Here is a 21194-nt window from a genome sequence, read left to right on the forward strand (position 1 = left end):
CTCAGACCAGCGAGTCGATCCAGCGCTGTAGTCGCACGCCCTCTGCCGCCATCATGTCCGGATCACGGAAAGTATTGGTGAGCAGCGAGATTCCCTGATACGAGGCCAGCAGGGCGACCGCGAGCTCCCGGGCGTCCGCGCGCCCCATGGCCGCGAACTGCTGCTCGATCCAGGTCAGCAGCTCCCCCATCACCGCCGCCATTTCCCGGTCGAGCCCGTCGGTGCGCTTGTCCAGCTCGGTCGCGAGAGTGCCCGAGGGACAACCGAATCGGGCGGCGAGATCGCGCTGCCCCACCCAGCCCTCGACCAGCGCTTTGAGACGCTCGGCCGGTGCTTCCACCTGCTCGAGGACCGGGAGAATCTCGTGCAGGCTGCGCGCATGCGCACCGATCGCCGCCTGGACCAGCTGATCCTTGGTCTTGAAGTAGTAGTAGACGTTCCCCACGGGAACGTCCGCGACCCGGGCGATATCGGCGATGGTCGTCTTCTCCACGCCCTGCTCGTGGAACACCTTGGCGGCCGCATCGGCCAGGCGCTCCCGCTTCCCCGCTCCGCGAGCCACTGAGTTAGTCATACAACTAACTATAGACAACCGGCCGAAGGATGGTCTACGGTCTTTTTTAGTCAGCCAACTAACTCAGGAGTGAGACAGATGATCGCGGTAACCGGGGCAACGGGCAATGTCGGCAGTGTTGTGGTGCGACTGCTCACCGAAGCGGGCGAGAAGGTGATCGCCGTATCGCGGGGCGAGAAGCCGGTGGATCTGCCGGAGGGTGTCGAGCACCGTCGCGGCGATGTGGGCGATCTCGACAGCCTCGCGGCGGCGGTGACCGGGGCGGATACGCTGTTCCTGCTCATTACCGGCGAGCAGCTGGTGACCGGGCCGGATCCGAAGGAACTGCTCGACACCGTTGCCGCACAGGGCATTCGGCGGGTGGTGTTCCTCTCGTCGCAGGGCGCGGTGACGCGGCCCGAGAGTCCGGCGTACGCCAGGACGATCGCGTTCGAAAAGGCCCTGGCGGCTTCGGATCTGGAGTGGACAGCGGTGCGCCCCGGCGGGTTCGCCAGCAATACCTTCGCCTGGATCGAACCGGTGCGCACCGGCCGGATGATCCCGGCGCCGTTCGGCGATATCGGATTGCCGGTGGTGGCGCCGTTCGATATCGCCGCGGTGGTGGCGGCCGCGCTCCGGGAGGACGGGCACAACGGGCAGGTATACACACTGACCGGCCCGGCGGTCATCACGCCGCGCGAACAGGCCGAGGCGGTGGCCGCGGCATTCGGCGAGCCGCTGCGCTTTGTCGAACTGACATCGGACCAGGCCCGGTCCAACATGCTCCGGTTCATGCCGGAATCCGTTGTGGATCACACACTTCTGATCCTCGGCGAACCGACTCCGGAGGAGCAGACGGTGAGCCCTGATGTCGAACGCGTGCTCGGCCGGCCGGCGACCAGCTACGCCGACTGGGCGAAGTACGTCATCGGCGCTTTCCGCTGAAGCGGGAAATCGGCCATTGCAGATTTAGTACGCTTGAGCTTATCGTCTGTTCATGCGTATTAAATCTGCACCTTTCTCCGAAGGCACCGTACTGATGCCGTGGAATCCCGGGCCGCACCACGAGATCTCCGGGGAGGTCTTCGTCAGCGTGACGGACTTCCTGGCGGAATCGGACGACGAGGCCCGCACTATCTACGAAACCGGATTCGAACTGGGCCGCACCTGGCCGGTCATGCAGGGCGCGGTGGGGCTCTGGCTGTGGGGCAGGCCCGCCGAGCGGCGCGGCGGATCCATCTCGGTGTGGGAGTCGGAGCAGGATATGCGGCGTTTCGTGCGCTGGCCCGTGCACACCGAGATCGTGCGGGCCTGGCGCGGGCGGGTCGGCATCGGCGTCGACTCGTGGCGGGCAGAGCGCTTCGATCCGGACGAAGTTCTCACCCGCGCGGGCGACACCATCGAGCAACCACACCGGAGGGCCGCATAATCTTGTCCGCATGACGACACACCGCCCGGATCTGGCAGCGATGCTCGCGCCGCTCGCCCGTGCACTGATGGCGGCCGAGCAGCCGGTCCTCGACGCGCACGGTCTGAGCATGTGGGCGTATATCGTGCTGCTGCACCTGCACGAGGGACCCGCACGCGGGCAGGGTGTGCTCGCACAGGAGATCGGCGCGGACAAGACCCGCATCATCGCGGTGCTGGACGATCTACAGGAGCGCGGACTGATCGAACGCGATCCGGATCCCGCCGACCGCCGCGCCCGGGTGCTCACTCTGACTCCGGCGGGGCGGCGGCTGCGGGATGCCACTCAGGCCGATATCCAGGCTCGGGAGAACCGGCTGCTGGACAGACTGCCCGCCGCCGATCGGCAGGGATTTCTCAATGCCCTGGCCACGCTGGCCGCCCTGCCGCGCCAGGAGATTACGGGCGACTGATACGACCGGCAGGACTACTGCTGCGGCACAGCGGAATTCACAATGTCGTGAAGAATCACAATGGCCCCGCCGCAGTCGGCCGGTACCGACCCGCTCGATCAGCCGATATCGACGGGGTCGATCTGAACACGCAGCGGCGCATCCGACTTGTGGGTACTGCGCACCGCCAGCGCCGCGCTCAGCGCCCGTGCGAGCGCCGCGCCCGCCGCGCGATCGACCCGCAGGATCATGCGCTCCACTTCCGGGGGATTGTCGCCCGAGGAGAAGGGTTTACGCGCACCGGGGGGCAGCGGCACCGGGCCGAGTACCTCGACCGTATCGGGAAGCTTTGCCTCCGTGAGCAATTCGGCGATCGAATCGGTGGTGCCGTCCACCGCGGCCAGCCGCACCGACGGCGGGAACCGCACCTGCGTGCGCTCATCCAATTCGAATTGCGCGTGCCCCACCGGATCCCACCGCAGCAGCGCCTGCACCGTCGAGATGGCGGGATCGGCCATGACGAGCACCTGACCACCCGTTCGCACCAGCGCCGCCGCGGACATCCACCGCCGCAACGCATCCTCCGCCGCGCGGAGATCGGCCCGGCCCAGCAGGGCCCAGCCGTCCAACAGCAGCGCCACCGCGTATCCACCGGGCACCACCGGCTCGGCCCCGATCGTGGACACCACCACCTGCGGACCCTCGGGCACCGAATCCAGCACCGCCGTGCCACCGGAACCGCGCACCGGAACCCCCGGAAACGCACGCCCCAATTCCTCGGCCGTCCGGACCGCCCCGATCACCACGGCCCGCAATGCACGCGAACCACAAGCGCCACAGCGGAATGCCGCCTCGGTAATGCCGCACCACCGGCACGCCGGACTGTGCGCCATCTCCGCACCGCCACGCGGCACACTCACCCCCATCGCCACACCGCGATCCACGAAAGGGGGACGAGCCGCCCCTGCGACCGTAGGCCGACCGCGCGCCCCGTCAACCCCGGCGCTCTGCCGCGTAGAACCGTCGTACCCTGCTTGCCTCGCTTCCGCACCGTCGTACGCCGCTCGGCCCCGAGCACCCTCCGCTTCCGCGCCATTGTGCGGCGCTCGACCGGGTGCGTTCCCGGGCGTCGTGCCGGCACGCGCCACTCGGCCGGGGGTGCTCCCCGCTGTGGGGTTGGCGCGCGAGGCGTCGGATGTTGTGTCCGGCAATGCCAATGGGCCGTTGCAGTGCCGACAGCGGGCGGGGGTACGGCATTTCGCGCAGGCCAGGGCGGGAATGTAGCCGCGCCTGGGTACCTGGACCAGCACGGGCTCGCCCGCCGCGAGCGCCTTGCGGGCGGCGAGGAAGGCGACGCCGGGAATACGAATGGCTCGTGCGATGGGATCGCGCTCCAGTGCTGCATCGCTGTCGCCCGGGGCACTGATGTGCGGCATCACCTGGCGGAGGACGCCGCGATCGGCGAGAAGGTCGTGGGCCCAACCGGATTCGACGATGGCCTGGACCTCGGCGGTGCGCGCGAAACCACCGGCGACGAAGGCGGCGCCGGTCTCGTGCGCGCGCAGCATCGCCACCTCCCGCGCATGCGGATACGGTGAGCGAGGTTCGGCATAGGTGCCGTCACCGTCATCCCAGATGGCGATGAGACCCAGATCCTGCATAGGGGTGAAGACCGAGGCGCGGGTGCCGACCACGATGCGGGCAGTCCCCCGCAGCGCGGCCAGCCAGCGCCGGTACCGCGCCGACGGACCCAGTCCGGCAGCCAGGGCGACGGCCGAATCTCCCACCAGCTCAGTGCATTCGGCCAGCACCCGATCCAGATCCCGCTGATCGGGCACCATCAGCACCGCGCTGCGACCGCTGCTCACCACCACTGCCGCGAGTTCGGCCAGCCGCCGCGGCCAGTTCTCCCCCGGCAGGGCCTGCCATGCCGCGCGCGGGCCCTGACCCGCCGCAAGCGCACTCAGAAACGACCGGCCGTGCTCGTATCGGTGCCAGTCCGGAAATTCGGACGGGATCGCTTGCAGCGGAACAGCCTCCGCGCCATCCGGATCTCCCGATGAGCCGACCTCGGCGGACAGCGCCGGATCTACACCTTCGCCGGACCCACCCTCCGAAGACTCACCGTCACCGGACTCGCCTTCGCCAGACTCATCATCAACGGACCCACCTTCCGCGTCTTCGGCAGACTCGCCTACCGCAGACTCCCCGTCCGCGGACTCATCTTCGACGGACTCTCCTACCGCGGGCTCGTCTTCCGCGGACTCGCCTACCGCGGACTCGCCTACCGCGGACTCGCCTACCGCGGACTCGCCTACCGCGGACTCGCCTACCGCGGACTCGCCTACTGCGGACTCGGCTTCGACGGAACTGTCATCGCCCGAGTCAGTGACCTGTGCGGGCGCTGCGGCAGAAAGCCCGCCGATCGATGGAGCGTCGACCCGCTCGGATCGAGCACGCGGACCGTACGAATGGTGCGGAGCATCGACAACCGGTCCGTCCGAGACAAAATCGTCCGCGGTCCGTGGATGTGACGCATCCAACGTCGGCGAAACGTCCTCCGGGTCAGGCTCATCGAGCATGACGGGTTCATTGCTCGCCGCCGCCGGCGCCATATCCGATGCGCGTTTTCCGGCGGTCTTGCGCGCCTTGGCGGCCTTGGTGGCCTTCTTGGAGCCGTTCTCGCCCTCGGCTTCGATCTTCGCGTGGCGCGGCGGAATCGCCAGGCGCAGGACGTCTGCCCGGGTGCCCGCATAGCGGGCGGCGACAGCGGTGACCAGCCGCAGGATTTCCGGGGTGAGCACGCGTTCGCTGGACACGACGCGGTCCAGGCGCACGAGTCTGCCTGTGTGGTCGGACTTTTCGAGGCGTTCGAGGATATAGCCGTCGATGAGACGGCCGGAGAATCGCACTCGGACGCGAACGCCCGGCTGGGCGATCTCATCCAGCTCGGGGGGAACGAGGTAGTCGAAATCCCTGTCGAGATGGGCCGGTTCCAGCAGCGGGAGCACCCGCGCGATGGGGCGCCCCGCCGCTGGTCCGGTGTGTGTCAATTACAGCCCGGCGGCGGCGCGCAACTTCTCCGCGCGGTCGGTGCGCTCCCAGGGCAGGTCCACGTCGGTGCGGCCGAAGTGGCCGTACGCGGCGGTGGGTGCGTAGATCGGGCGCAGCAGGTCCAGATCACGAATGATGGCGCCCGGACGCAGGTCGAAGACCTCGGCGATGGCGGCGGAGATCTTCTCCGGGTCGATCTGCTCGGTGCCGAAGGTCTCGACGAACAGACCCACGGGGGCAGCCTTGCCGATGGCGTAGGCGACCTGTACCTCGACCCGCTCGGACAGACCGGCGGCGACGACATTCTTGGCGACCCAGCGCATGGCGTAGGCGGCCGAGCGGTCGACCTTCGACGGATCCTTACCGGAGAAGGCGCCGCCGCCGTGGCGGGCCATGCCGCCGTAGGTGTCGACGATGATCTTGCGACCGGTCAGGCCGGCATCACCCATGGGGCCACCGAGCACGAACTTGCCGGTCGGGTTGACCAGCAGGCGAATATTGGAGGTGTCCAACGGATTCGGCAGCTTCAGCTCGGCGAGCACCGAGTCGACGACCTTCTCGCGGATGTCCGGGGTGAGCAGATTGTCGAGATCGATATCGGCGGCGTGCTGGGTCGAGATGACGACCGTGTCCAGGCGCTTGGGGATATCACCCTCGTACTCGATGGTGACCTGGGTCTTGCCGTCCGGGCGCAGGTACGGCAGCACGCCGGACTTGCGGACCTCGGTCAGGCGACGCGAAAGCTTGTGCGCCAGCGAGATCGGCAGCGGCATGAGCTCGGGGGTCTCGACGGTGGCGTAGCCGAACATCAGACCCTGATCGCCCGCACCCTGGCGTGCGATGGCATCGTCCTCGCCGCCGGTACGAGCCTCGTGCGAGGTGTCCACGCCCTGCGCGATATCCGGCGACTGCGCACCGATGGCGACGTTCACGCCACAGGAGGAGCCGTCGAAACCCTTTGCGGAGGAGTCGTATCCGATCTCCAGGATCTTTTCGCGAACGATGGTCGGGATGTCCACATAGGCGGTGGTGCTGACCTCACCGGCCACGTGCACCTGACCGGTGGTCACCAAAGTCTCCACCGCCACGCGGCTGCGCGGATCGGCCGCGAGCAACGCGTCGAGGATGGAATCGCTGATGGCATCACAGATTTTGTCCGGGTGACCTTCCGTCACGGACTCACTGGTGAATAGGCGGCTGCCAGTCGTGCGCACAGTTGTTCCCTCTCCCTCAACGGGTTTCTCGTATCGGCCTGCGACAGTAGCGCGTCCCCGCTACCGCACAACCCTTTGTCTCAGGTTATTCCAAACCACCGACTGCGGGGGAACGACGTCCCCAGATGGCCAATATTGTGGCTCAGACAGTTGCCCATCCGAGCCAGCGGCCCGCCCTGTCGGTGTGTCGCCCTCGGCCGGGCATGGATCAGCGGTCAGCGCAGCAGCGGACCGAGCGAATCCAGCACCCGGCTCGCCAGCAATGCCTTGGATCCGTGGTCCAGCGCGATCTCGGTGCCGTCGGCGCCGAGTAGCCAGCCGTCGTTGTGGTCGACCTCGAAGGCCTTGCCCTCGCCGACCGCATTGACCACCAATAGGTCACAGCCCTTGCGAACCAGTTTGGCCCGGGCGTGGGTGAGCACATCGGCGTGCTCGTCACCGGTCTCGGCGGCGAAGCCGACGATCGCGGTGCCCGCCAGCAGCCCGTCGCGACGGGACTGCACCAGACCCGCGAGAATATCCGGGGTCTTGGTCAATTCGATCGAATTCGGTTCGTCCGCACCCTTTTTGATCTTCGCGGCGGCGACGTTCACGGGCCGGAAATCGGCCACCGCGGCAGCCATGATGACCGCGTCCGAGCCGATGGCGTGCTTGTCGACGGCCACCTTCAACTGCTCGGCGGTGGTCACATGCACGACCTCGACCGAAGCCGGGGGCTCCAGGCCGATGGTGTTGCCCGCAATGAGCGTCACATGCGCGCCGCGCTGCGCGGCAACCCGGGCAATGGCATAGCCCTGCTTGCCGGAACTGCGATTGCCCAGGAACCGCACCGGATCGAGCGGCTCACGCGTGCCGCCCGCCGAAACGATGATGCGCCGGCCTTCGAGATCCCGCGGCACCGCATCGGTGCGCTCGAGCAGCAGTGAGGCGAAGCTGAAGATCTCCTCCGGCTCCGGCAAACGGCCTGCGCCGGTATCGGATCCGGTGAGCCGCCCGTGCGCCGGCTCCATGACCATGGCGCCGCGGGCGCGCAGTGTCGCCACATTCGCGATCGTCGCGGGGTGCTCCCACATTTCTGTGTGCATCGCGGGCGCGAACAGGATGGGACATCGGGCGGTGAGAAGTGTGGCGGTCAGTAGATCGTCCGCGCGGCCGGCAGCGGCACGCGCCATGAGATCCGCCGTCGCGGGAGCGATGACCATCAGCTCGGCCTCCTGGCCGAGTCGCACATGCGGCACCTCGGGCACATCGGCGAAAACACCGGTGTGCACGGGATGACCGGACAGCGCCTCGAACGTGGCCTTGCCGATGAAGTTCAATGCCGACTCGGTGGGAATTACGCGAACCTCGTGCCCGGTTTCGGTGAACCGGCGCACGAGGGCGCAACTCTTGTATGCGGCGATACCGCCGCCGACACCGACGATGACCCGGGTCACCGCATGCCCCGGGTGAATTCTGTCGTCACTACGCCTCCAGCGCCGTAGTAGAGATGCCTGCTTGTTGCCGCAACGCCGGGGGCTTATTCGCCCTCGGTGTGCTCCAGCAGGTCGGCGTGGATCTCGCGCATGGCCACCGACAACGGCTTTTCCTGCAGACCCGGCTCGACCAGCGGGCCGACATATTCGAGAATGCCGTCACCGAGCTGGTTGTAGTAGTCGTTGATCTGCCGGGCCCGCTTGGCTGCGTAGATGACCAGCGCGTACTTCGACGAGGTCCGCTCCAGCAGTTCATCGATCGGCGGGTTGGTCAGGCCGATCGGAGTGTCGTAGATGGCCGCGGTCTTCATTTCAGTACTCACTAGGAAGGCTCCTGCGGGGTTGTTCGAGAGGTGGAGCCGGCCCACTTCGAAGATGGGCCGGTCGATATACGAGGACTACCTCGAAATTGTGCTAACGAACAAGGATACCAACTGCTCACAGGCACTGGTCACCTCGTCGTTCACTATGACGGTGTCGAACTCGTCACAGGCCGCCAATTCTGTCCTGGCGGTTTGCAGCCTTCGCGCTATGACCTCGGGCGATTCAGTGCCTCGCGAGGTGAGCCGGGATACCAGTTCGTCCCAGCTGGGCGGGGCCAGGAAGACCAACGTGGCCTCCGGCATGGTCTTGCGGATCGAGCGTGCCCCCTCGAGGTCCACCTCGATCAAGACCGAGTGTCCGGTCGCGAGCGCTTCGCGCACAGGTGCGGCCGGGGTTCCCGACCGCTGCAGTCCACCGTGGATATCGGCCCATTCGAGGAGTTCGTCCGTCGCGATCATGACGTCGAATTCTTCGCGGGAGACGAATCGGTAGTCGCGACCGTCGACCTCACCGGGCCGGGGGGCCCGGGTGGTGGCCGACACACTGAATACCAATTCGGGCAGTCGTTCGCGCACGCAGCGCACGACAGTGGACTTACCGACGGCCGAGGGGCCGACCAGGACTACCAGCCGGCCCTTCCGAGTGTGTTCGACCACCCTCGGATTATTCCGCGGTGAAGTCGAACCGGGCCAGCAGCGCCTTACGCTGCCGATCGCCCAGTCCGCGCAGTCGGCGGGTCGGTGCAATTTCCAGTTCGCTCATGATCTCGGCAGCCTTGACCTTGCCAACCTTCGGCAGGGCCTCGAGCAGCGCTGAAACCTTCATCTTGCCGAGAACTTCGTCCTTCTCGGCATCAGCAAGGACCGTCTTCAGATCGGTACCGCCACGCTTCAGGCGCTCCTTGAGCTCCGCCCGAATGCGCCGGGCGGCAGCCGCCTTCTCCAAAGCAGCGGCGCGCTGCTCGTCAGTCAGCTGGGGAAGGGCCACGGTTCCTCCGTCTCGTCGTTCATTGCTTGTACTCCCGCCGTTCGAACCGGCGGTCTCAGCGACCGTACCCACGACGCTTGGCGATTGCGAACCCACCCCCCAGGTCAGCGCGTGATTCCGGGCGCGACCGGGTGGAATGCACATCCGCGTCGGCCCTCGCGCACCGGCTGCCCCGCCCCTGCCGCCGGGATGGCGAATCCCCTTGTCATCAGCGGTTTTTCGGCCTCCGGAAAGGCCCGCGAACCCGGTACCGAATGTCCGATTCAGACCGTGACCGAGCTGTAATCATCCGACCTGGAACTTTCTGGATTTCCTCGGCGTGTCGCACGATTTCGCACCGCGTGTCGCGCATCACCCGACACATTCGAACACCGTTCGAAGACTCGATTCCGCCGCAGGTCCAGCCCCCGCGTGCCGCCCCGATGACATGTCCTGCCCCCTGGCGCGGCCACAGACGGGTTAAACCTCACCGATGCGACTTCCCGGGCGTTTCACCCAACGCGCCGGGCCAGGCGGGCGATCAGGCAAGCGCTCGGTCAGTCGTCGTACTGGCAGAGTTCGATCAACGTGCCCTCCGGGGCGCGCAGATGCGCCACGCGCGTGCCCCATGCGGGCTGGTCGACGGGCACGGTGGCGAGTTCCGCGCCACGCGCCTCGACGATCTTGGCGGCCGCATCGACATCGCTGACCCGCAGCACGACCACCACGGTGTCGACACCGTCCCGTGGCCGATGTTCGACACCGACCGCCGCGTCCATGTAGGCGCGAGTGAACAGAGCCACATCGGCATCACCTGCGACGAAGCAGGCGTAGGGACCGGCTTCGGGTTCCGGTTCGCCCGGCTCATGATGCTTGAGCGGCAGCCCGAGGATGTCGCGGTAGAAGCGATAGCTGTCCGCGAAATCGTCTACCAGCACACGGGTTTGACCGTAGGAGAGCAGGCCCAGGTCGGGACCGGACATGAAGAATCCACCTTTCACTTCGAGTGACTCTCGAAAAACTCTAGTGAAAGGTGGCGAATTCAGCGGGTCGGCCAGACCGCTTTCAAGCGCAGAGCAGCGTCGGAGGCTTGCCGGACGCCTGCTTCGTATGCGGGCACCAACGTCGAGATATCGAAAAGATCCTGGCCGAAGGCCGTGAGGGTGTCGGCGTCGGGAACGATGGACAATGTTGTGGCGCCGCCCAATTGGCTGTCGGACGGGGAATGCGGGAACAGGTGCGCGAGCGGTTCGATGATGACGATCAGATCTGCGCCGGCGGCCAGATCGGCATTGATGGGTGAGCGCAGGCCGCCGTCGATGTAGTGGTGGCCGCGGATCGGGATCGGCGGGAAGACACCGGGAACGGCGGTACTGGAGGCCAGTGCTTCGGGGAGCGAAGCCATTCCGGTGCGGGTCCAGGTCTGGAGCTCGCCGGTGGTGGTGTCGAGGGCCGTGACGATCAAATCTGCGTCGGGCCAGTCGGACACGCCCGCGAGGTCACTGATCCTGGCAATGTGGTCGGCCGGATCACCCACCTGCAACTCCAGCGCGCGGGCGCCGATCCGCTGCACCACCTCGGCCGGAGTGAGTCCGGGGGTCGCGGCGAGCGTCATGATCTCGGTGAAGCCGTTCAGATTCGGCTGCGCCTGTGTCGTATCGGGCGCCGGCCGGGTCTCCGGACTCGGCAGCTCACCGCCCCCTGCCAGCATCGCACCGACCACCGCACCGGCCGAGGTGCCGACAAAGCGATCGGCCAGCGCCAGATCTACGCCCGCCGCCCGCAAACCCGCTGCCAGCCCGACCATCCAGAAGATGCCGACAGCGCCGCCACCTCCGAGTACGAGCGCATGGCGAATTCCATTGGGCGACACCGCGTCAGACATGCCCCCACAGTACCGAAGCTGCCCGGCGCGGCACCGAGATCGACTGCAGGTCGACTCACTGCCGCGGATCGCGGTATGCACACCTGCGCCGTTGTAGCGCGGCTGATCGACTTCGCCGGGCGCCATTGGCTATGGGACCAGGGCAGGAGAGTTCACGCTCCCGCCCCGCGGGCCCGCCACCCGGCACGAGAAGGGTTTCGGCTGAGAACCTGGCGCGGGCAGCGAATTCAGCGGGTCGGCCAGACGGCCTTCAAGCGCGGGGCCGCCTCGGCGGCCTGGCGGTAGCCGGCGTCATAAGCAGGCTCCAGGGCAGCAGAACTGAAGACATCTGGGCCGATCGCGGCGATGGCGGCGGAGTCGGGGACGATGGACAGGGTTGCGGCGCCGCCTAATTCGCTGTCCCTGGGCGCGTGCGGGAACATGTGGGCCAGTGGCTCGATGATCACGATGAGCTCGGCGCCGGCCGCGAGATCGGCATTGATGGGCGAGCCGAGACCGCCGTCGATGTAGTAGCGTCCGTCGACGGTGATGGGTGGGAAGATGCCGGGAACCGCGGTGCTGGAGGCCAGTGCCTCGGGCAGGGTCGCGGCGCCCGCGCGGGTCCAGGCGTGGCGCTCACCGGTGGTGATATCGACGGCGGTGACGATGAAATCGGTCTCGGGCCAGTCGGAGACCGCGGCCAGACCGCCGATCCGGGCGACGTGATCGGCCGGATCGCCCACATTCATTTCCAGCGCACGAGCGCCCGCCAGTTTGCGTGCCTCGTTCGCGGGCAGGCCGGAGTTGAGCAGCAGATTCATGATCTCGCCGAAGCCCGACGGATCTATCGGCGGCCGTGCCGAATCCGGTTCCGGCCTGATGAGCAGGCGCTGCACATCGCCGTGGCCGGTGAGGACGGCGCCGACCACCGAGCCCGCGGAGGTGCCGACCACCCGGTCGGCGAGGGACAGGTCGATGCCCGCCTCCTGCAGCCCCTGGGCCAGGCCCGCCATCCAGCAGATGCCGACGGCGCCGCCACCGCCCAGGACGAGAGCATGGCGAATACCGTTGGGCGACACTGCGTCAGACATGGTCCCCACTGTACCGAAACGGCCCGCCACGGCACCGAGAGAATCGGCGTCGTCGCGGGCCTACCGGTTGATCAGTGCTGCAGGAAGGCGAATTCGTCGGCCAGTTCGGCCACGCGCGCCTGCAGCGCGGTGACGGACGGTCCGGACTTGAGAACCTCGCGGGAAACGTTCGGCAGTACCGCGCCGAGATCGCCCGCGGGGACCAGGTTGCGGATGGAGTCCGCTCCCCCGCCCTGCGCGCCCACACCCGGCATGAGGATGGGGCCGTTGAGGGCGGACAGGTCCGGCGCCTCGGTGAGCGTCGCACCGATGACCACACCGACGGAACCGAATTCCGCGCCCGCATTGGCGGCGGCCGCATCGTCGACCATGCGCTGGGCGATGGTGCGGCCGTCGGGACCGGTGATGCGCTGCAACTCCGCACCTTCCGGATTGGAGGTGGCGGCGAGTACGAACACACCGCGATCGTTCGCCTTCGCCAGCTCCAGCGCCGGTGCGAGGGAACCGAATCCGAGGTACGGCGACACCGTGACGGCATCGGTGCCGAGCGGGCCGTCACCGAGCCAGGCGTGCGCGTAGGCGTCCATCGTCGAGCCGATATCGCCGCGCTTGGCATCGGCGAGCACCAGGGTGCCCGCCGCGCGCAGTGCGGCAATCGCGTTCTCCAGCACCGCGATTCCACCGGAACCGTAGGTTTCGAAGAACGCCACCTGCGGTTTGACCAGGGCCACCCGGCCGGCGAAGGCCTCGACGCACGCGTCGGTGAACTTCGCCAGGCCGTCGGTGTCCTCGGTCAGGCCCCAGGCTCGCAGCAGCGGCGGGTGCGGGTCGATGCCCACACACACCGGTCCGTGCTTGTGCATCGCATCCCGCAGCCGCACACCGAAACTCGTCATCGGATCAGCCCCGGAGGGTGGCGTGGAGCTCCTGCAGGGACCGCACGCCGATGCCGCCGTTGATGGTGGCCTCGATGCCCTGCACTGCCGCGGCCGCACCCTGCACCGTGGTGATGCACGGGATATTCGCGCTCACCGCAGCGGTGCGGATCTCGTAACCGTCCACGCGCGGACCGTTATTGCCGTACGGGGTGTTGAAGACGATATCGACGTCCCCGTCCTTGATCATGTCCACGATGCTGGGCTGATCGGTCTTCTCGTCCGAGTGCTTGCGCACCTGCTCACACGGAATACCGTTGCGCCGCAGCATTTCCGCGGTGCCCTCGGTGGCCAGGATGCGGAATCCGAGATCGTGCAGGCGCTTGACCGGGAACACCATGGCCCGCTTGTCGCGGTTGGCGATCGAGACGAAGGCGGCGCCCTCGGTCGGCAGCGAACCGTAGGAAGCGGTCTGGGACTTGGCGAATGCCGTGCCGAAGTCGGCGTCGATGCCCATGACCTCGCCGGTGGACTTCATTTCCGGCGAGAGCAGCGAATCGATGCCGCTGCCGTCGGGCCGCTTGAAGCGGTGGAACGGCAGGACCGCCTCCTTGACCGCGACCGGGGCGTCCATCGGCACGGTGCCGCCGTCGCCCTCGGCCGGGAGCAGGCCCTCCTTGCGGAGTTCGGCGATGGTGGCGCCCAGCGCGATACGCGCCGCGGCCTTCGCCAGCGGTACCGCGGTGGCCTTGGAGACGAACGGCACGGTGCGGCTGGCGCGCGGATTGGCCTCGAGGACGTAGAGCACATCGTCCTTGAGCGCGTACTGCACATTCAGCAGGCCCTTGACGCCGATACCGTGCGCGAGCGCGGTGGTGGAGCGGCGCACCGCCTCGATATCGCTGCGGCCCAGGGTGATCGGGGGCAGGGCGCACGCCGAGTCACCGGAGTGGATGCCGGCCTCCTCGATGTGCTCCATGACGCCGCCCAGGTAGACCTCGTCGCCGTCGCACAGCGCGTCGACGTCGATTTCGATGGCGTCTTCCAGGAACCGGTCGATGAGCACCGGGCGATCCGGGCTGATATCGGTGGCGCGGGAGATGTAACCCTCGAGGGTCTGCTCGTCGTAGACGATCTCCATACCGCGTCCGCCCAGCACGTAGGACGGGCGCACCAGCACCGGGTAGCCGATCTCGGCGGCGATCTTCTTGGCGGCCGGGAAGGTGGTGGCGGTGCCGTACTTGGGCGCCGGAAGTCCCGCCGCGACAAGGACATCGCCGAATTCGGCGCGGTCCTCGGCCAGGTCGATGGCGGCCGCCGAAGTGCCGACCACGGGCACGCCCGCATCGGTCAGCTTCTGCGCCAGGCCCAGCGGGGTCTGGCCGCCGAGCTGGCAGATGACGCCCACGACGGTGCCGGATTCGCTTTCCGCGTGGTACACCTCGAACACGTCCTCGAACGTCAGGGGCTCGAAGTACAGGCGATCGGCGGTGTCGTAGTCGGTGGAGACGGTCTCCGGATTGCAGTTGACCATGACGGTCTCGTACCCGGCGGCCGACAGCGTCTGCGCGGCATGCACACAGCTGTAGTCGAATTCGATGCCCTGGCCGATGCGGTTCGGACCCGAACCGAGGATGAGCACCTTGCCGCGTTCACGCTGCGGCGCGACCTCGGACTCGGCGGCGGGATCGAGCTCGTAGGCCGAGTAGTGGTACGGCGTCTTGGCCTCGAACTCGGCGGCGCAGGTGTCGACGGTCTTGAACACCGGGCGAATGTGCAGGCGGTGACGCAGTGTGCGCACGCCGTCCTCACCCGCGAGTTCCGGTCGCAGAGCGGAGATCTGGCGATCGGACAGACCGTAGTGCTTGGCGCGGCGCAGCAGCGCCTCGTCGAGCACGGGTGCGTCGATGATCTCCTGGCGCAGCTCCACCAGTGCGGCGACCTCGGCCACGAACCACGGGTCGATGCCCGAGGCCTTGGCGGTGTCCTCGATGCTCGCGCCCAGGCGCAGTGCCCGCTCGACCTGGTAGATGCGCCCCTCGGTGGGGGTCCGCAGATCCTCGAGAATCGCCTCGGTGTCGGTCCACTCGCCGTCCGGCAGCGTCCAGAAGCCGGTGGCCTTGGTCTCGAGCGACCGCAGCACCTTGCCCAGGGCCTCGGAGAAGTTGCGGCCCAGCGACATTGCCTCGCCGACCGACTTCATGGTGGTGGTCAGCGTCGGGTCGGCGCCCGGGAACTTCTCGAAGGCGAAGCGCGGCGCCTTCACCACGACGTAGTCGAGCGTGGGCTCGAAGCAGGCCGGGGTTTCCTTGGTGATGTCGTTGACGATCTCGTCCAGGGTGTAGCCGATGGCCAGCTTGGCGGCGATCTTGGCAATGGGGAAACCCGTTGCCTTGGAAGCCAATGCGGACGAGCGCGACACCCGCGGGTTCATCTCGATGACGATGAGACGCCCGTCGGCCGGGTCCACCGCGAACTGGATATTGCAGCCGCCGGTGTCCACGCCGACCTCGCGCAGAATGTCGATGCCCAGATCGCGCATCTTCTGGTACTCGCGGTCGGTGAGGGTCATGGCCGGGGCGACGGTCATCGAATCACCGGTGTGCACGCCCATGGGGTCCACATTCTCGATCGAGCAGACGATCACCACATTGTCGCGGCGGTCGCGCATGAGCTCGAGCTCGAATTCCTTCCAGCCCAGGATGGATTCCTCGATGAGCACGTTCGCGGTCGGCGAGGCGGCGAGGCCGCCGCCGGCGATGCGATCGAGATCCTCGTGGTTGTAGGCCATACCGGAGCCCAGGCCGCCCATGGTGAAGGACGGGCGCACGACCACCGGGAAGCCCAGTTCCGCAACGGTTTCGCGGACTTCGTCCATGGTGTAGCAGACCTTGGAGCGGGCGCTCTCGCCGCCGACCTTGGCGACGATGTCCTTGAACTTCTGCCGGTCCTCACCGCGCTGGATGGCTTCGAAGTCCGCGCCGATCAGCTCGACGTTGTACTTCTCCAGAATGCCGTTCTCGTGCAGGTCGACAGCGCAATTGAGCGCGGTCTGGCCGCCCAGGGTCGCGAGGATGGCGTCGGGACGCTCCTTGGCGATGACCTTCTCGACGTACTCCCAGGTGATCGGCTCCACGTAGGTGGCGTCCGCGTACTCCGGGTCGGTCATGATGGTCGCCGGGTTCGAGTTCACCAGCGACACTCGCAGCCCCTCGGCCTTGAGCACGCGGCAGGCCTGGGTACCGGAGTAGTCGAACTCGCAAGCCTGGCCGATGACGATCGGGCCCGAGCCGATCACCAGGATGTGATTGAGGTCGGTGCGGCGAGGCATCAGGCTCCTTCCAGCAGCGTGGCAAAGCGATCGAACAGGTAGGCGGCGTCGTGCGGTCCGGCGGCGGCCTCGGGGTGGTACTGCACCGAGAAGGCGCGCCCGCTGACCAGCTGAACACCTTCGACAACACCGTCATTGGCGCAGATGTGGCTGACTTCGGCCTTGCCGAACGGGGTGTCGAAGACCTCGCCGCGCTCGCCCTCGAGGGCGAAGCCGTGGTTCTGCGCGGTGATCGAGATGCGGCCGGTGTGGTGTTCGATGACCGGGATATTGATGCCGCGGTGGCCGAACTTCATCTTGTAGGTATTGCGCCCGAGCGCGCGGCCCAGGATCTGGTTGCCGAAGCAGATGCCGAAGAGCGGCAGATTCTCCTGCAGCACAGCCTGAGTCAGCGCCACGGCGCCGTCGGCGGTGGCCGGGTCGCCGGGACCGTTCGACAGGAACACGCCGTTGGGGCTCAGTTCCTTGATCTGGTCCAGCGTGACATTGGAGGGCACCACGTGCACCCGGATACCGCGCTGGGCGAACATGCGCGGGGTGTTGGACTTGATGCCGAGATCGACCGCCACCACGGTGAAGCGGTGCTCGCCGTCGGGCTCGATGGTGTACATCTCGTCGGTCGAGACCTCACCGGCCAGGTCCGCGCCCAGCATGGAGGGCTGGTTGTTGACCCGCGCGACGAGTTCCTCGTAATCGGCGAGCGCCTCGCCGGAGAAGACGCCGGCCTTCATGGAACCGCGAGTGCGCAAGTGGCGCACCAAGGCTCGGGTGTCGATGCCCGCGATGCCGACGACGTTCTGGTTCTCCAGCTCCTGCTGCAGCGTGCGCTTGGAGCGCCAGTTGGAGGCGCGGCGCGAAGGATCGCGCACGGCGTAACCGGCGACCCAGATCTTGCCGGACTCGTCGTCCTCGTCGTTCCAGCCGGTATTGCCGATCTGCGGGGCCGTGGCCACCACGATCTGCCGGTCGTAGCTGGGGTCGGTGAGGGTCTCCTGGTACCCGGTCATCGCGGTGCAGAACACCGCCTCACCCAAAGTCTGTCCGACGGCGCCGAATGTCGTCCCGCGGAATACGCGGCCGTCCTCGAGCACCATCACTGCGGTATCGCCGCTGCTCATGCCTCGTCTCCCGTCTTCGTCGTCTGTTTCGTAGGTGCCGTCCCGGTCCACGCCGGGTACACCGTTTTGTCGTCTCCCCGGAATCCGGTATCCACCTCGGTTCCGGTCGGCAGCTTCCAGCGAATCACCAGCACACCGCCTTCCGTCATGACCTTGCCCGCATGCCCGCGCTCGGTGCGCACGGCGGTGATGGCCTCCTCCGGAATCCAGACCGTGCCCGCGCCGTCACGTTCGAGCAGGATGCCGCGTTCGAACCGAGTCAGCTCCGCTGTGGCCCGGAAGCCCAGGTCGCCCACCGTGATTCGCTGAATCCAGCTGGGCGCCAGGGTGCTGCCGAGATACATGCCCGTGGTCGGCTCCAGCAGTTGCGCACCGCAGTCGGCGGGCACCACCGGCAGCTCACCGATCGATGCCGCTTGCTTCTTCGCGCGGCCGGTCCAGGCCCGGTACATGCCCCACAGGCACAGCGCGAAAAGTGCGAGCAGCACGACAATCGTCAGCGTTCGCTCCATTACGGTCCTCCTCGGTTCCCCACCCGCCGGTCTCCGCCGGCGAAGACCTCATCGCCACCGCGCGCGGCGCTGGCGACCCCGTCCCGGGAGGTGATCCGGCCGCGCAGGAAGGTGGCGGTCACCTTCGCGGGCAGGGTCATCTCCTCGAACGGAGTGTTCTGAGCGATGCTGGCGAGTTCCTTCGCCCGCACCGTCCATTCGGTATTCGGATCGATCAGCGCCAGATTGGCCGGTTCGCCGACGGCGAGCGGGCGGCCCTGATCATCCAGACCCACAATGCGCGCGGGGTTTTCGCTCATCACCCGCGCGACGCCGCGCCAATCGAGCAGACCTGGGCGAACCATGGTCTGCACGATGATCGACAGCGCGGTTTCCAGGCCCAGCATGCCGGGACGGGCGGCCGCGAATTCGCAGCACTTGTCCTGTTCGGCGTGCGGGGCGTGATCGGTGGCGACACAGTCGATGACACCGTCGGCGAGGGCCTGCCGCAGCGCGGCCACATCGGAGGATTCGCGCAGCGGCGGGTTCACCCGGTTCACCGCGTCGTAGGTCTCCAGCCGCGAATCGTCGAGCAGCAGGTGATGCGGAGTGACCTCGGCGGTGATCGAAATGCCCTGGCTCTTCGCCCATTTCACCAGTTCGACGGTGCCGGCGGTGGAGGCGTGGCAGATGTGCACGCGCGCACCGGCATCGCGGGCCAGCAGGGCGTCGCGAGCCACGATGGACTCCTCGGCGGCGCGCGGCCACCCGGCCAGGCCCAGGCGGGCGGCATTCGGGCCCTCGTGGGCGACCGCGCCCTTGGTCAGGCGCGGCTCCTCCGCGTGCTGGGCGATGAGCACGCCCAGGGAGTTCGAGTATTCCAGCGCACGGCGCATGATCAGCGGGTCGTAGACGCAGTGGCCGTCGTCGGAGAACATGCGCACCGAGGCGAGACCGGCTGCCATGGTGCCCATTTCGGCGAGCTGCTTACCTTCGAGACCGACGGTCACCGCACCCACCGGGTGCACATCCACCAGGCCGACCTCCTGGCCGCGCCGCCACACATGGTCGGTGATGACCGAGGTATCGGCGACCGGGCTGGTGTTCGCCATGGCGAACACGGCCGTGTAACCGCCGAGCGCCGCTGCGGCAGAGCCGGTTTCGATGGTCTCGGTGTCCTCGCGACCCGGTTCCCGCAGATGCGTGTGCAGGTCGATGAAGCCCGGCAAGAGGAATTGCCCGGCGCCGTCGATGATTTCAGCCTCGCCGCCGTCCAGCTCCGCACCGATTTCACGGATCTCGCCGTCGGCCAGCAGGACGTCGACCGGGTCGCCTTCACCGTAAAGAAGAACGTTCTTGATCAGGATGCTCATGCCACCACCTCGTCGGTTCCGACCAGCAGGCGGAAGAGCACCGCCATGCGCATATGGACTCCGTTGTTGACCTGTTGCAGCACAGCCGCTTTGGGGGAATCGGCCACAGCCGAGGCGATTTCCATGCCGCGCAGCATGGGCCCGGGGTGCAGGACCACCGCATGCTCGGCGAGCATGCCGAGGCGGCGTTCGCTCAGGCCGTAGTTGATCGAGTACTCGCGCGCCGACGGGAAGAAGCCGCCGTTCATGCGCTCGGCCTGCACACGCAGCATCATGACCGCGTCCGCGCCCGGCAGTTCCGCGTCCAGGGAGCTCGCCACCCGGACCGGCCAGGCTTCGACGCCGACCGGCAGCAGCGTCTGCGGTGCGACCAGCACCACCTCCGCGCCGAGAATGCTGAGCAGGAAGGCGTTCGAGCGGGCGACCCGGCTGTGCAGAATGTCGCCGACCAGCACCACCCGCTTACCTTCCAGATCGCCGAGGCGCTGACGCAGGGTCAGCGCGTCCAGCAGCGCCTGGGTGGGGTGCTCGTGCGTGCCGTCACCGGCATTGATGATGGCCGGTCCGGGACCGACGAAGCCGCCGCTGGACTCCTGCATCTGGGAGAACCAGCGCGCGATCTGATGCGCCGCACCCGAAGCCGGATGCCGCACGATGAGCGCGTCCGCGCCTGCCGCGTGCAGGGTCAGCGCCGTATCGCGCAGCGATTCGCCCTTGGAGGCCGAGGAGCTCGAGGAGCTGACATTGATGACGTCGGCGCTCATCCACTTGCCCGCGACCTCGAAGGAAACCCGGGTGCGCGTGGAGTTCTCGAAGAACACCGTCATGACGGTGCGGCCGCGCAGGGTCGGCAGCTTCTTCACCTCACGGCCGAGCAGCGCCTGTTCGAACCGCTCGGCATCGTCGAGCAGTCCGGTGGCATTGGCGCGATCCAGATCGGTGACCGAAAGCAGGTGCTTCACTTCTCCCTCTCCTGACGCAGGTGCACACCGTCGCGACCGTCGTGCTCACGCAGCAGCACCGAGATGTCCTCGGTGCGGGAGGTGGGCACGTTCTTGCCGACGTAATCGGCGCGAATGGGCAGTTCGCGGTGGCCGCGGTCGATGAGCACGGCCAGCTGCACCGCGCGGGGGCGGCCCAGATCGCGCAGTCCGTCCAGCGCCGAGCGCACGGTGCGACCGGAGAAGAGCACATCGTCGACGAGGACCACCAGCACGTCTTCGATACCGCCCTCGGGCACCGAGGTGCGCTCGAGCGGGCGATGCGGCTTGCTGCGCAGATCGTCGCGATAGAGGGTGATGTCGAGGGAGCCGACGGCGGGGCGCACGCCGGAGAACTCTTCGATGCGGCTTGCCAGTCGAGTGGCGAGAGTCGTTCCGCGCGTGGGAATCCCGATGAGCACCACGCGGGGCGCGGTCGGGTCGCCGGAATCGAGAGCGGTCTTCTCGATGATCTGGTGCGCCATACGTGCGATGGTCCGGCCGACGTCCGAATCGGAGAGCAATTCGCGTCCGGCTTCCACCTGTGCGGGATCGTGCCGCTGCGAGTATTCGCCAGCGCTCGACTTGGCCGCCCGATCTTCGGGCACAGCCATGCCGACCTCCTT

The 21194-nt window shown here is 67.4% G+C and carries 20 protein-coding genes; 3 read left to right on the top strand and 17 right to left on the bottom strand.

Features of this window, described 5'->3' with window-relative positions:
- Position 1: 1 nt before the first annotated feature.
- Positions 2-574 (bottom strand): TetR/AcrR family transcriptional regulator, encoded by a 573-nt coding sequence (locus ABZX86_RS05195; RefSeq protein WP_355120226.1) that lies wholly within the window; start codon positions 572-574, stop codon positions 2-4.
- A 78-nt stretch (positions 575-652) separates the two neighbouring features.
- Here ABZX86_RS05195 and ABZX86_RS05200 point away from each other — a divergent pair, with 78 nt between their 5' ends.
- From ABZX86_RS05200 to ABZX86_RS05210, 3 genes are read left to right on the top strand one after another with little or no spacing between them, the layout of a single operon-like run.
- The gene (locus tag ABZX86_RS05200) at positions 653-1498 is read left to right on the top strand and encodes an NAD(P)H-binding protein (protein WP_355120228.1); all 846 of its coding nucleotides are present in this window, start codon (positions 653-655) and stop codon (positions 1496-1498) included.
- A 52-nt stretch (positions 1499-1550) separates the two neighbouring features.
- Positions 1551-1982, top strand: a complete 432-nt coding sequence (locus ABZX86_RS05205) for a hypothetical protein (protein WP_355120230.1) — start codon at positions 1551-1553, stop codon at positions 1980-1982.
- A gap of 10 nt (positions 1983-1992) precedes the next feature.
- A complete protein-coding gene (locus ABZX86_RS05210; RefSeq protein ID WP_355120232.1) occupies positions 1993-2433 on the top strand; it encodes a MarR family winged helix-turn-helix transcriptional regulator in 441 nt (146 codons plus the stop codon).
- Between the two features lie 98 nt (positions 2434-2531).
- On the opposite strand, the gene ABZX86_RS05215 is transcribed toward ABZX86_RS05210, so the two are convergent.
- The 16 genes from ABZX86_RS05215 to pyrR all read right to left on the bottom strand — a co-directional run bounded on the left by ABZX86_RS05215 (position 2532) and on the right by pyrR (position 21182).
- A complete protein-coding gene (locus tag ABZX86_RS05215; protein ID WP_355120233.1) occupies positions 2532-5465 on the bottom strand; it encodes a primosomal protein N' in 2934 nt (977 codons plus the stop codon).
- Entirely contained in the window at positions 5466-6680 is a 1215-nt protein-coding gene (gene metK / locus ABZX86_RS05220) for a methionine adenosyltransferase (RefSeq protein WP_355120235.1), read from the bottom strand. It abuts the gene before it with no gap.
- Positions 6681-6895: 215 nt separating this feature from the next.
- The gene (gene coaBC, locus ABZX86_RS05225; protein WP_355120237.1) at positions 6896-8116 is read right to left on the bottom strand and encodes a bifunctional phosphopantothenoylcysteine decarboxylase/phosphopantothenate--cysteine ligase CoaBC; all 1221 of its coding nucleotides are present in this window, start codon (positions 8114-8116) and stop codon (positions 6896-6898) included.
- 83 nt (positions 8117-8199) lie between these two features.
- Complete coding sequence (rpoZ, locus tag ABZX86_RS05230; RefSeq protein ID WP_297624082.1) at positions 8200-8466, bottom strand: DNA-directed RNA polymerase subunit omega; 267 nt, start codon at positions 8464-8466, stop codon at positions 8200-8202.
- Between the two features lie 87 nt (positions 8467-8553).
- Entirely contained in the window at positions 8554-9135 is a 582-nt protein-coding gene (gmk, locus tag ABZX86_RS05235) for a guanylate kinase (RefSeq protein WP_355120239.1), read from the bottom strand.
- 7 nt (positions 9136-9142) lie between these two features.
- Entirely contained in the window at positions 9143-9466 is a 324-nt protein-coding gene (mihF, locus tag ABZX86_RS05240) for an integration host factor, actinobacterial type (protein ID WP_297624062.1), read from the bottom strand.
- Positions 9467-10002: 536 nt separating this feature from the next.
- Entirely contained in the window at positions 10003-10428 is a 426-nt protein-coding gene (locus ABZX86_RS05245) for a VOC family protein (protein ID WP_355120241.1), read from the bottom strand.
- A gap of 59 nt (positions 10429-10487) precedes the next feature.
- On the bottom strand, positions 10488-11330 hold the full coding sequence (locus tag ABZX86_RS05250; protein ID WP_355120243.1) for a patatin-like phospholipase family protein: 843 nt from the start codon (positions 11328-11330) through the stop codon (positions 10488-10490).
- 227 nt (positions 11331-11557) lie between these two features.
- Positions 11558-12400, bottom strand: coding sequence for a patatin-like phospholipase family protein (locus tag ABZX86_RS05255; protein WP_355120245.1), 843 nt, complete (start codon positions 12398-12400; stop codon positions 11558-11560).
- 71 nt (positions 12401-12471) lie between these two features.
- Complete coding sequence (gene pyrF / locus ABZX86_RS05260) at positions 12472-13296, bottom strand: orotidine-5'-phosphate decarboxylase (RefSeq protein ID WP_355120247.1); 825 nt, start codon at positions 13294-13296, stop codon at positions 12472-12474.
- Between the two features lie 4 nt (positions 13297-13300).
- Positions 13301-16606 (bottom strand): carbamoyl-phosphate synthase large subunit, encoded by a 3306-nt coding sequence (carB, locus tag ABZX86_RS05265; RefSeq protein WP_355120249.1) that lies wholly within the window; start codon positions 16604-16606, stop codon positions 13301-13303.
- Positions 16606-17724: a glutamine-hydrolyzing carbamoyl-phosphate synthase small subunit gene (carA, locus tag ABZX86_RS05270; RefSeq protein WP_355120251.1), complete on the bottom strand. Its 1119-nt coding sequence runs from the start codon at positions 17722-17724 to the stop codon at positions 16606-16608. Before carA ends, carB begins: the two co-directional genes overlap by 1 nt.
- Entirely contained in the window at positions 17721-18236 is a 516-nt protein-coding gene (locus ABZX86_RS05275; protein WP_355120253.1) for a transporter, read from the bottom strand. Before ABZX86_RS05275 ends, carA begins: the two co-directional genes overlap by 4 nt.
- A complete protein-coding gene (locus tag ABZX86_RS05280; protein ID WP_355120255.1) occupies positions 18236-19588 on the bottom strand; it encodes a dihydroorotase in 1353 nt (450 codons plus the stop codon). Before ABZX86_RS05280 ends, ABZX86_RS05275 begins: the two co-directional genes overlap by 1 nt.
- Positions 19585-20550: an aspartate carbamoyltransferase catalytic subunit gene (locus ABZX86_RS05285; RefSeq protein WP_355120257.1), complete on the bottom strand. Its 966-nt coding sequence runs from the start codon at positions 20548-20550 to the stop codon at positions 19585-19587. Before ABZX86_RS05285 ends, ABZX86_RS05280 begins: the two co-directional genes overlap by 4 nt.
- Positions 20547-21182 (bottom strand): bifunctional pyr operon transcriptional regulator/uracil phosphoribosyltransferase PyrR, encoded by a 636-nt coding sequence (pyrR, locus tag ABZX86_RS05290; protein ID WP_297628930.1) that lies wholly within the window; start codon positions 21180-21182, stop codon positions 20547-20549. Before pyrR ends, ABZX86_RS05285 begins: the two co-directional genes overlap by 4 nt.
- Positions 21183-21194: the final 12 nt, after the last annotated feature.

Origin of the sequence: Nocardia sp. NPDC006630, from assembly GCF_040611495.1 — a bacterium.
Lineage (GTDB): Bacteria > Actinomycetota > Actinomycetes > Mycobacteriales > Mycobacteriaceae > Nocardia.